Source organism: Kitasatospora sp. NPDC048722, assembly GCF_040650235.1.
GTDB lineage: Bacteria > Actinomycetota > Actinomycetes > Streptomycetales > Streptomycetaceae > Kitasatospora.
The window spans coordinates 1-10,872 of sequence record NZ_JBEZGX010000078.1 but is presented as its reverse complement, the minus strand read 5'-3'; the positions used below and the strand labels follow the sequence as shown (position 1 = coordinate 10,872).

The following is a 10,872-nucleotide window of genomic DNA, read 5'->3' as shown; positions in this document are numbered from 1 at the left end:
CCCACCACCGCCCAACGGAGAACCGGCCATGACCTCCCCACCCACCGCGGCCGACGACGACCTCGTGATCGAGGCGGTCGACGTCGGCATGACCTTCGGCACCGTCCGCGCGCTCGACTCGGTCAGCCTCGCCGTCCCCCGCGGCAGCGTGCTCGCCCTGCTCGGGCACAACGGCGCCGGCAAGACCACCCTCGTCGGCGTCCTCACCACCGCCCTCGCGCCCACCACCGGCCGGGCCAGCGTCGCCGGGTTCGACGTCCGGCGCCGCCCCGCCGAGGTCCGCCGCCGGATCGGCCTCACCGGCCAGTACGCCACCGTCGACGGGCGGCTCAGCGGGCGCGACAACCTCCTCCTGCTCGCCGGGCTCCTCGGCGCCGGACGCCGCGCCGCCCGCACCCGCGCCGACGAGCTCCTCGACCTGTTCGACCTCGGGCACGTCGCCGACCGGCCCGCCCGCGGCTACTCCGGCGGCCTGCGCCGGCGCCTCGACCTCGCCGCGAGCCTGGTCGGGCGGCCCGAGGTGGTCTTCCTCGACGAACCCACCACCGGGCTCGACCCGGTGAGCCGGCTCGGCCTCTGGGAGATCGTCGAGGGCCTCGTCGCCGGCGGCACCACGGTGCTGCTCACCACCCAGTACCTCGACGAGGCCGACCGGCTCGCCGACGCCATCACCGTGCTCTCCGGCGGGAGCGTCGTCGCCCACGGCACCCCGGCGGAACTCAAGGCCCGGGTCGGCCGGCGGACCGTCACGGTCGTCCTCGACGGTCCTGCCGGGGCCGACTCCGGCGGAGACCGCGGCAGCGACTTCGACCGGGCCGCCGACGCGCTTCGCCGGGCCGGGCTCGCCCCGGTCACCGGGCGCGAGGGCGCCGCCCTCGTCGTCCCCATCGAGGCCACCCGCGACATCGCCGCCGTCGTCCGGGCGCTCGACGGTGTCGGGGTCGAGGCCGCCGAGCTCACGTTCGGCGAACCCGGCCTCGACGACGTCTACCTCGCCCTGGCCCACCACCCCGACAGCCTCCACAACCTCGACAACCTCGACGGCCCGGAAGGACCCAAGCGGTGACCACCACCCTCGAAACCGGCCGACCACCCCGCACCCCGACGGCCACCGCGCCCACCTGGCGCGGCAGTTCGCGGCTCACCCAGATCCGCATCCTCACCGGCCGGTCGCTGCGCGCGCTCGTGACCGACCCGGCGGTACTGCTCTTCGGCCTGCTCCAGCCCGTGATCACACTCGTGGTGCTCTCCCAGGTGTTCAGCCGGATGGGGCTCCCACCGCACTTCCCGCCGGACGTCACCTACCTGGACTTCGTCCTGCCCGCCGTCCTCGTCGACAACGCGGTGCAGTCCGCCGTGCAGTCCGGGGTCGGCCTCGTCGAGGACCTCCAGAACGGCATCGTCGCCCGCCTGCGCTGCCTGCCCGTCGCCCCGAGCTCCCTGCTCGTCGCCCGCAGCCTCACCACACTCGTGCGCGCCGCCGTCCAGGCCGTGATCATCCTGACGCTCGGCACCCTCGTCCTCGGCTACGACCCGCGCGGCGGGGCCGGCGCGGTCGCCGCCTCGATCGGGCTGACGCTGTTCATGAGCTGGGCACTCGGCTGGCTGTTCATCGCGGCGGCGGCCTGGCTGCGCCGCGCCGAGCCGATCCAGAACCTCGCGATCATCGCCGTGCTCCCCCTGATGTTCGCCTCCAGCGCCTACGTCCCGACCGCCGACCTCCCGGACTGGCTCGCCGCCGTCGCCCACGTCAACCCCCTGACCTACGCCATCGATTCGACGCGAGCCCTCGCCCTCGGCCTACCGGGGACGGGCACGGCCGTGCCGGCCCTCCTGCTCGGCACAGCCGTGGCGGCGATCGGCGCATGGCTGGCGGTGACAGGCTTCCGCAGGCCGCTCACCCCACGTTGAACCTGCGCGGGAAGTCGACCGGTCCGACTTCCCGCGCCCCGGCGGCGCCGGCTTGCGGGAGCATACGGTCATGGAGTTCCTCTGCTACCACCGCGACCGGACCGGCTCCCTGCCGCTGCGCGACGAACTGCTGGAAGACCACTGGTCCTACATGGACCGTTACGCCGAGGAGATGATCGCCCGCGGCCCGACCCTCAGCGACGACGACGGTGCGCCGACCGGCAGCGTGCACATCGTCGACCTGTCCGGTCCGGCCGCCGCCCGTGCGTTCGCCTTCGAGGAACCGGGTTACCAGGCCGGCGTCTACCGGGACGTGCTGCTGCGACGGTGGCGCAACCTGCTGGGCCGCACCATGTGGGACTTCCCGGGTGGCCGGACCGGCGGCACCCGTTACCTGGTGCTCGGCCTCGGCGCGGGCGAGGCGGCCGACCTCGCCGTCCCGGCCGACCGGGACGAGCTGATCGCCTACGGGCCGCTGCTGTCCGACGACGGCGCCATCTGGCTCGGCACGGCGGCACTGCTCCGCGCGCCGGACCGGGAGGCGGCACGCGCCGTCCTGACCCCGGACCGGTACGCCCACACCGAGGTGCACACCTGGCAATTCGGCGGGCGGCGCGACTAACGCTCACTGCGAGAGTGCCACCCGCCGAGCCGCCGGCCCAGCGAACGTCCTGCTCGCGCGCAGGCACCTCACCCAGGTGCCTGCCGGAAGACCTGCCACTCGGGAAGATCAAGCGAGGCGGTTCGGTTAACAACCAGAAAGGCCAAGGGACTTGGGCTCGACGAACGCTGCTCTACGCGCGTCATCATGTGCTGTATGAGGATTCCCCCACGCATCGCAGCCTTCGGTGGTGCCGCCGCCGTCGCCGCCACCCTCCTCGCGGGACCGGCCGCCCATGCCGCCTCCGTGCCCGCCGTCTCCACGGCCCCGCCTCCACCACGACCGTGAACGTGATCGGCAGCGTCTGCTACTCCGCGCTGCCCTCACAGGCGCGCGACACCCTGACCCTCATCGACCAGGGCGGCCCGTTCCCGTACGACCAGGACGGCGTCGTCTTCCGGAACCGCGAGCACCTCCTGCCGAGCCGCACCAGCGTGCTACTACCACGAGTACACGGTCATCACCCCGGGCTCGCCGACCCGCGGGGCGCGCCGGATCATCACGGGGCAGAAGGTACACGAGGACTACCACACCGCCGACCACTACGCCTCGTTCCGCCTCGTGAACTTCGGCTGCCGAACCTCTGCTGCCGCAACCGCGCGTAGCAGAACGCGTGTGAGCCCGTCCGGGGCCCTCCCCGGCCGGGCTCACACGTTCACACATCAGGCGCGCACTGTCAGGCCTTGCCGGTCAGGCGTCAGATCTGGTTCTTCTCGGTGCTCGGCACGCTCGCGGGGTCGTAGGTCCACTGGTGGACGAGCGCACCGGCGTGGTGGAGATCCCTCTGACGTCGGCTCACTTGCCGCTGTGCGCCGCGACGAGCTGGTGGTCCTGGCCGTTGCCCAGGGCGGTGACCGGCTGGAGCGCGAACACCCGGGTCGCCCCGCCGCCGCAGGTCCACTGGATGACGGCCGCTCCGTCGGCCGTGGAGGCGCGTGGGAAGGGCAGCCTCGGGGAGCCGCACGAGGGGGAGGCGCAGAGATCCCTGAAACGACGCGCATACGCGCTCCCCGGCCGCGAGTGCCGCGCTGGGCGAGTACGCCATCGATGCCGTGCACGGTTCGTGCACGCCGAGGACCCGGTGGACGCGCTGCCGGCGTACGACGAACCGTGGGAGCGGCTCGGGCGGAACATCGCGCCCTGATCATGACAGGGCCGATGCGCCCGGCGGTCGAGTCGACGCCCGTCCTCGCACCGGACCGGCTGTGCTCCGGCGGGGAGCGGGAACGGGCCATGCTGCCGTTGAGCTCTCTCGCGAACGCATACGTGTGGGCCACCGACACACCCGCGGACACGCTTCCGGCACCGTTGGCGCAACCGCTCCGCACGCTCGCCGAAGCCCTGGACAGAGCTCCCTCATCCAGGCCTCGCCTTCTCTTCGCCGCACCGGACGCCTCGGACGAAGACCTGGTCGACGTCCTGGCCCGTACCAGGCTCGACGCCCTCGTCGCCCGTCTGCCCGACGGCCTGGACACCCGGGTCGGCCACCGCGGGTCCAAGCTCTCCGGCGGCGAGGGGCAGCGCGTCGCCATCGCCCGCGCACTGCTGCGGGGGCCCAGGCTGCTGCTCCTCGACGAGGCGACCTCACAGCTCGACGCCGTCAACGAGCTCGCGGTGCGGGACATCGTGGCGCAGGCGGCCCGGGAGACCACCGTGCGGGTGGTGGCCCACCGCCTGTCCACGGTCACCGGCGCCGACCGGATCGTGGTGATGGACGCAGGCCGGGTCCGGGCCGTCGGCACCCACGCGGAACTCGTCGAGCAGGACGAGCTCTACGCCGAGCTGGCCACCACCCAACTGCTGACCCCGGCCCGCTGACCCGACAAGACGTACGCACGGCCGCGCGGTGCCGAAGCAGCCGGCGCCGCGCGGTCCCGCGCCGGGCACGGGGTGGACGTCCGTAAAGGTCCAGGGGATGCCGTTCCGGCAGTGTGGGAGTTGTGCATGGCCGGACTGTCGGGTTCCCGGCAGAAATGGGCGACGATTCCATGAGAGGCCAGCCCGAATACCGCTCGGCCGCGCCCCGCTTCCGGCCGAATGGTTCTTCGACAGCTGGAGCGGCCTGCTGGAGGCGCGGGGCGAGCAGGGCTGACGGGTCCAGTGCCGTCACGGACGGACACCGCCGACGGGCCGACCGCCGCCGGTCACCGTCTCCGCCGCGAACAGGGTGAGCAGCCGCGGCTCACCGCTGCCTCCCAGCTCCAGACGGCGTGCCGATGGCGGTGTCAGACCGGGGTCGGCTCGGGGCGCTTGGGGGCGAGGTGGTCGCCGGAGGTCTCGCCGCGCAGGCGGCGGCCGACCCAGGGCGCCAGGTACGTGCGAGCCCAGTGGAAGTCCTCCCGGTAGTGCGCCGCGGTGGAGCGGGGCGGCTCGGCGGGCCAGGGGGCTTGCGGGTCCTGCGCCGTGTGGAGTCCCAGGGTGCGGGCGGCGAGCAGGGCCACTCGCTGGTGGCCCTCGGGGGACAGGTGCAGGCGGTCCCCGCTCCATGCTCGCGGGTCCTGCACCGAGCCGAGCGACCACAGGTCCACGACCGTGCAGCTGTGACGGTCCGCGATCGCGCGCAGGTGGCCGTTGTAAGTGGCGATCTTCCCGCGCAGATGCTTGAGCAGGGTCATGCCGCGGGTGTCGAAGCCGGTGAAGAGCACCACGGTCCCGGCTGCCCCGGTGAGCTGCGTGACGGCGGCCTCGAAGCGTCGGGCCACCTCGTCCGGGTCGCCGCCGGGGCGCAGGATGTCGTTGCCGCCGGCACAGAAGGTGACCAGGTCGGGGCGGATCCGGCTCACCTGCGGTACCTGCTCCGCCACGATGCGGTCGAGTAGCCGCCCGCGCACCGCGAGGTTGGCGTACCGGAACTCCCCGTCCGGTCGGCCCTCGGCGAGCATCGAGGCCAGACGGTCGGCCCAGCCCAGGAAGGCTCCGTCGGTGCCGGGGTCGTTCATCCCTTCGGTGAAGCTGTCCCCGAGGGCGACGAACGAGCGGATGTCGGCTGGCTCCAGATGGTTCATGGCATCTATATTTCATGAAATAAAAGGTTGTCGCCAGTCGAGAAGCCGCCTCGCCGTGCCCCGCCCTGTCGCCGCCGGGTCCTCTCGCTGGTCGTCGCCCCTGGGCAGTGCGCCGACCGCACCCGGTTCGAGGCGGTCATGGACGGGATACGGATGCCGAGGCTGACCTGCGGCAGGCCGCGCACGAAGCCGGACAGCGTCAGTGCGGACAGGGGCTACAGCAACCGCCGAACCCGCCGGCACCTGCGGCGTCGTGGGATCCGGCGCGTCATCCCGGAGAAGGTGGACCAGGCCGCCAGCCGGGTTCGACAGGGACCGCGACAAGAAGCGCAACACCGTCGAACGGGCTACGACGCCGCTATGTGTACCCGTTTCAAGGAACGTGTACCAGTTTCAAGGAACGCAGCACTAGCCCTTGAGGTACCGGCCACACCTGGCCGGGTGCGGCCGACTTCCCGACGTGAAGTCAAACGCCGACGGGTTCCCGGTTGTCGGAGGCCGCCTCGGCGGTGTCCTCCTCGCCGAAGTGGGCAACCGCCACGGCCGCGGCGACGGCGATGACGAAGCCGCCGACGGCGAGCCAGCCCAGTCCGCTGCGGGAGGCGTCCCCGAGCCACAGCACGCCGGCCGCGCCGGGGACGACGGTCTCACCGATCACCAGGGCGGCGGTGGCTCCGTTGACCGAGCCGATCTGCAGGGCCACGGTGTGCACGTACATCCCGCCGATGCCGCCGACGAGCACGGCGTACAGGGCCGGGTCGGCGAGCATGCGGCCCAGGTCGAGCGTGTCGACACCGTTCAGGACACGCACCCCGATGCCGAGCGCGCCGAACCCGAGGCCGGAGAGCAGGCCCGCCACGATCGCGCCGCGCGATCCCATCCGGCGCACCAGCAGGCTCCCGCCGACGATCACCACGGTGGTGGTGATCAGCAGCCACCAGTGGAAGGCCGACGCGGCGTGGTGGCCGGCCTGCGGTCCGGAGGCCACGGCGAGCAGGACCAGGACCGCGCACAGCAGGGCGATCGAGGCCCACTCAGGACGCCGCAGGCGAACGCCGAGCAGCCTGACGGAGAGCACCGCGGTGACGACCAGGTTGGCGCTGATCACAGTCTGGGAGAGGAAGAGCGGAAGCATCCGGGCGGCGAGGGCACCGAGTGCGAAGCCGACGACGTCCAGGACTGTGCCGAGCACGAACTCCCCGGTGCGCGCCGCCCGTCCGGTGGAGGACAGGGTGGGACCGCCGTGCTCGGTGAGCTGTGCTGCGCCGGCTTCCGCGGCGGCCTCGCGGGCGGCGCGACGGGAACCGACCGCCTGGAGGACGGAGCCGGTGCCCTAACAGGCGGACGCGGCGGCGGCGACGAGAAGTCCGGCTATCACCAGGGGACTCCCTTCGTAGGAGGGGTGGGACGGGGCCGATCGGCCGGGTTCCGGTCGCCGACCGACGGATGGCCACGGCCGACCGGCGGGTTGGCCGGCTCCCGGCGGCAGTCAGAGTTGGGGCGTCGCGTTGCTTCGACGCCGCTCGGAAGCACCCCCCGGACGCGGCGCCGCGGGCCTCGGCGCTCCCGGCTTCTCACGGAGTCGGGAGCGCCGGGGCCCCGGCAATGCGGGAGCGGTCAGGAAGCCCTCTGCGCGGGCGCTGGCGATGCCGGGGTTCGCAGACACGTTCCCACTTTGTCGGCGGGCGGTTGCGGATCCCATCCGGCGGGGAGCCGGGGGTGCCCCGTCGGATGGCCGCCGCTTCTCCGCCGGTCGGCGGGAGCCGCGGCGGCCGCCCGGGTGGCTGGTTCCTGGGACTGGCCTCCCGTGGGCCGTGGCGCCGCCGGCCGATGCTGCGGCAGGCGTTCGGCGGGGGCGGCTCGGCCGATCGGCGGGGGCGGCACGGAAGCCCGCCGGATGGTCCGCTCGGGCCGCGGACGGCGAGATTGGCGCCATGACACCCATGGATCCCACACAGACGTCGCCACCGTCGAACGCCCCTGCCGGGCCCGACCCCGTTCCGTCGGCGAAGCCCGCGTCCACCGGTCGGCTGGTGGGCGTGGACCTGGCCCGCGCGCTGGCCGTGTTCGGCATGTACGCCGTGCACATCGGTCCGCAGGCGGCCTCCGTGGGCGGTGTCGGGGGCTGGCCGCTGCAGCTGTCGGAGGGGCGGGCGTCGGTGCTCTTCGCGACACTCGCCGGGTTCTCGCTGATGCTGATCGCCGGGCGAAGCGAGCCGAAGACCGGCCTGGCGGGCCGTCAGGCGAAGGTCCGCATCGCGATCCGCGCCGGAGTCCTGATCGCGATGGGCACCGTGCTCGCGGCGGCGGGCGCCGGATCCGTGGTGATCCTCGCCTTCTACGGCGTGTACTTCCTGCTCGCCCTACCCCTGCTGCGCCTGCGGGCCAGGACGCTCGCGATCATCGCGGCCGTCCTCGCCGTCGTCACGCCGCTCCTGCAGTACGGGCTGAAGGCACTGGTGGCCGGTCCCGTCGAGACGGCCGTCAACGCCTACGACCCACTCAAGCAACTCAGCGACGTCGGTGTCCTGGACCTCCTGCTCACCGGCTTCTACCCGACCATCACCTGGATGACGTTCGTGGTCACCGGCATGGCACTGGGCCGCCTCGACCTGTCCGCCGTCACCGTGCAGCGACGGCTCACCGCACTCGGTGCCGCACTCATCGCCTTCGGATACGGCGTGCCCCTCCTGCTGACCCGCTTCTCCGACCGACTCCACGACCTCGCACAGCAGCCGTCGGGCCGGGCCACCGGTGGCTCCGGCAGCTCGTCGGCCCTCGACACCGCATCCGAGGTGGGCAAGGCGGCCCTGAAGTCCGGGGGCGACGCGGGAGCGGCCGACAGCGCCGACGCCTGGATGCTGCTGCTCGCCCAGCCTCACAGCGGCTCGACGTTCGACATGGCCGGCAGCCTGGGAGTCGCGATCACCGTGCTGGTCGGCGCGACGGTCGCGATGAGCGGCCTGCCGTGGCTCCGGCGGCTGCTGACCCCGGTCATCGCCGTCGGCACGATGTCACTGACGGCGTACGTCGGGCACTTCGTGGCCTCCATGGCACTGAGCGTGCCGCTCGGCGACACCGCCGCCTCCACCACGCCACTGCTGTGCTTCATCGCCGGCGCCATCCTGTTCGCCGCGATCTGGTCCCGCTTCTTCCGCCGCGGACCCCTGGAGTACCTCGTCAACCTCGCCACCAAGCCCGCCGAGTTCGTCAGGTGACCGCAGGACAGGCCGAGGCGTCACGCAAGGAGCACCGCCGGGAAGCAACGGCGCAGCAGCGGCCGGCATGACGACGGCCGAAGCACGGTGACGGCAGGTCGCCGCCGTCCACGGGCAGGTCCGGGAACCGGAAGCTCCGGCGTCCGGGCCCGCACCCCGATTCGCCGGCCTCGGGGAGGACGTCGGCCGTCCGTTCGTCCGGCTCCGCCACCCGCGGGACCGGACGTGAGCGCGCCAGCCGTGGCATCACTTCACCAACGCGTTGGCCAGGACGACGACCAGGCCCAGCAGTGCATCACCGACACCGATGAACAGTGCCGACAGCCAGGTACGCCCACCGGTCCGGGCCGCGAACAGGCCCCAGCCGAAGAGCAGCACGATGTTGACCGCGAACGTGACGTACTCGATCCCGCGCGACCCCCACCAGCCGACACCGGCGCCGAACAACAGCACCACGCTCGGCAGCGCACCGACCGTCAGCGGCCACTCGTCCACAACGGTGTGGACCGCGGCCTGCGCACCGATCCGCCGCTGGGCACGCGTGGCGATCAGGTGCGCGTAGCCGTGAGCAGCGGCCGTGACCACGGCGGTGATCAGCAACCACGTCGCGTCGTACCGGCGGTCACCGGCCGCTTCCTTGGTCAGGGCGGCGGTCATCGAGCTACCGAGAACCGCCCCGTAGACCCCGCCGACCACCACATGGGGCCGCGCCAGGAAGCGTTGGAGGGGGGTGCCGGCTGTCGGCGGCGCCGAGTGGTTCGCCACGTGGTCAGGTCCTCACGATCCCTGGTCTGCGGTCAACTCGGTGAAGGCTAGATCCGCCGCCCGGCCACGCCGGCGACGGCGCGCCGCGCAGCGGTGGTCCCACAGGTGATAGGCCGGCCGACGGGAGCGGCAGCACCACGATCGTCCGCACGCCACTGCGCATGCCCCGTCCACTGCTTCTGGGCGGCACGCCGCCCCACCCGATGCAATCAACGAGTCAGCCTGCGAAGCGGCCTCTCCAATTCGCTGTACGTCACAGCACCGAGACAGGACGGGTGAACACCGCAGCGCCCCGGTGGACTCGTGTCGGCAACGGGTGAGGTTCAGCCGTTGCCGGCCTCGACCGGGCGGTAGAGACCGATCCACATCATGGCGGCGGGTTTTCCGGGCAGTTGCTGGAGCAGCTCCTGGACCGTCTCGATGGCCTGGCGCGTGACGGCTTGGCCCGAGGGCCCGTCCGCCCACGTCTCCGCAGCTCCCGCCTCCGCTGCCACCGTGAACGCGATCGGCAGCGTCTGCCACTCCGCACCGTTCTCACCGGCAAGCGACACCCTGACCCACATTGACCAGGCCGACCCGTTCCCGTAGGACCAGGACGGCGTTCCTGCTCCAGGAGCATGCCGGGAGGCGTCTCAGGGATAGGTGTCTTGTTGAGTAATCGCATCGGTCGCCGGTGCACGGTGGCGCTCGCTAGGCTGGTGGCATGGCCCTGCGCAACGCGATCATGTCGACCCTCCTGGAGGGTGAGGCGTCCGGTTACGACCTGACGAAGGCGTTCGACGCGTCGGCGGCGAACTTCTGGATGGCCACACCGCAGCAGCTCTACCGGGAGCTGGACCGGATGAAGGCCGAGGGGCTGGTCAGCGCCCGGGTCGTCGAGCAGGAGCGGCGGCCGAACAAGCGGCTGTTCTCGCTCACCGAGGCGGGCCGCACCGCGCTGCGGTCGTTCACGGCCTCACCGCCGCGGCCGTCCGCGATCCGGGACGAGCTGCTCGTCCAGGTGCAGGCCGTGGACGCGGGCGACCCGGACGCCGTGCGCGCGGCGCTGCTCGAACGGCTGGTGTGGGCGCAGGCCAAGGTGGCCCGCTACGAGCGCCTGCGGGCCCGGCTGCTGGACGGGCGTTTCGAGGACGAGTACCTCGCCACGGCCGAACGTGTCGGGCCGTATCTGACGCTGATGCGCGGACTGTCGTTCGAGCGCGAGAACCAGCGCTGGTGCGAGCAGGCACTCGCCGTTCTGGATCGGCGGGCCGCCGCGCCGGCCCCCCCGCGGGGGGGCCGGGGCGCTGCGGAGAGGTTTCGCTCACCCTGC

At 72.6% G+C, this 10,872-nt stretch carries 9 protein-coding genes and 3 pseudogenes; 8 read left to right on the top strand and 4 right to left on the bottom strand.

The window, feature by feature from the left end; all coding sequences use genetic code 11:
* The first annotated feature begins 28 nt into the window (after nucleotides 1–28).
* The 5 genes and pseudogenes from AB0C76_RS36710 to AB0C76_RS36690 all read left to right on the top strand — a co-directional run bounded on the left by AB0C76_RS36710 (nucleotide 29) and on the right by AB0C76_RS36690 (nucleotide 4,390).
* Nucleotides 29–1,066, top strand: coding sequence for an ATP-binding cassette domain-containing protein (locus AB0C76_RS36710; RefSeq protein ID WP_359974068.1), 1,038 nt, complete (start codon nucleotides 29–31; stop codon nucleotides 1,064–1,066).
* Entirely contained in the window at nucleotides 1,063–1,911 is an 849-nt protein-coding gene (locus AB0C76_RS36705) for an ABC transporter permease (protein WP_359974066.1), read from the top strand. The genes AB0C76_RS36710 and AB0C76_RS36705 overlap by 4 nt, the downstream gene beginning before the upstream one ends.
* A 70-nt stretch (nucleotides 1,912–1,981) precedes the next feature.
* The gene (locus AB0C76_RS36700; RefSeq protein WP_359974064.1) at nucleotides 1,982–2,533 is read left to right on the top strand and encodes a YciI family protein; all 552 of its coding nucleotides are present in this window, start codon (nucleotides 1,982–1,984) and stop codon (nucleotides 2,531–2,533) included.
* A gap of 195 nt (nucleotides 2,534–2,728) precedes the next feature.
* Nucleotides 2,729–3,148, top strand: a pseudogene (locus AB0C76_RS36695) (ribonuclease domain-containing protein); the annotation flags it as partial.
* A gap of 471 nt (nucleotides 3,149–3,619) precedes the next feature.
* Entirely contained in the window at nucleotides 3,620–4,390 is a 771-nt protein-coding gene (locus tag AB0C76_RS36690) for an ATP-binding cassette domain-containing protein (protein WP_359974090.1), read from the top strand.
* A 407-nt stretch (nucleotides 4,391–4,797) separates the two neighbouring features.
* Here the strand turns inward: AB0C76_RS36690 and AB0C76_RS36685 are convergent, their stop codons facing one another.
* Complete coding sequence (locus tag AB0C76_RS36685; protein WP_359974062.1) at nucleotides 4,798–5,577, bottom strand: SGNH/GDSL hydrolase family protein; 780 nt, start codon at nucleotides 5,575–5,577, stop codon at nucleotides 4,798–4,800.
* 87 nt (nucleotides 5,578–5,664) lie between these two features.
* Between AB0C76_RS36685 and AB0C76_RS36680 the strand changes: the two are divergent.
* Nucleotides 5,665–5,892, top strand: a pseudogene (locus AB0C76_RS36680) (transposase); the annotation flags it as partial.
* Between the two features lie 151 nt (nucleotides 5,893–6,043).
* On the opposite strand, the pseudogene AB0C76_RS36675 reads toward AB0C76_RS36680, so the two are convergent.
* A pseudogene (locus tag AB0C76_RS36675) lies at nucleotides 6,044–6,955 on the bottom strand (hypothetical protein).
* A 556-nt stretch (nucleotides 6,956–7,511) separates the two neighbouring features.
* On the opposite strand from AB0C76_RS36675, the gene AB0C76_RS36670 reads away from it, so the two are divergent.
* Nucleotides 7,512–8,795 carry a heparan-alpha-glucosaminide N-acetyltransferase domain-containing protein gene (locus AB0C76_RS36670; protein ID WP_359974060.1) on the top strand — a complete coding sequence of 428 codons (1,284 nt, stop codon included), beginning with the start codon at nucleotides 7,512–7,514 and terminating at the stop codon, nucleotides 8,793–8,795.
* 246 nt (nucleotides 8,796–9,041) lie between these two features.
* On the opposite strand, the gene AB0C76_RS36665 is transcribed toward AB0C76_RS36670, so the two are convergent.
* Nucleotides 9,042–9,560, bottom strand: a complete 519-nt coding sequence (locus AB0C76_RS36665) for a hypothetical protein (RefSeq protein WP_359974058.1) — start codon at nucleotides 9,558–9,560, stop codon at nucleotides 9,042–9,044.
* A 323-nt stretch (nucleotides 9,561–9,883) separates the two neighbouring features.
* Nucleotides 9,884–10,111, bottom strand: a complete 228-nt coding sequence (locus AB0C76_RS36660) for a hypothetical protein (RefSeq protein ID WP_359974056.1) — start codon at nucleotides 10,109–10,111, stop codon at nucleotides 9,884–9,886.
* 152 nt (nucleotides 10,112–10,263) lie between these two features.
* Here AB0C76_RS36660 and AB0C76_RS36655 point away from each other — a divergent pair.
* Nucleotides 10,264–10,872, top strand: a 609-nt coding sequence (locus tag AB0C76_RS36655) for a PadR family transcriptional regulator (RefSeq protein ID WP_359974054.1), incomplete at its 3' end; no start/stop codon positions are given.

Bases quoted from the DNA above. Each gene is read 5' to 3' on its own strand.
- AB0C76_RS36690 (WP_359974090.1), top strand. From the start codon at position 3,620: ATGCCGTGCACGGTTCGTGCACGCCGAGGACCCGGTGGACGCGCTGCC.
- AB0C76_RS36670 (WP_359974060.1), top strand. From the start codon at position 7,512: ATGACACCCATGGATCCCACACAGACGTCGCCACCGTCGAACGCCCCT.
- AB0C76_RS36685 (WP_359974062.1), bottom strand. From the start codon at position 5,577: ATGAACCATCTGGAGCCAGCCGACATCCGCTCGTTCGTCGCCCTCGGG.
- AB0C76_RS36700 (WP_359974064.1), top strand. From the start codon at position 1,982: ATGGAGTTCCTCTGCTACCACCGCGACCGGACCGGCTCCCTGCCGCTG.
- AB0C76_RS36710 (WP_359974068.1), top strand. From the start codon at position 29: ATGACCTCCCCACCCACCGCGGCCGACGACGACCTCGTGATCGAGGCG.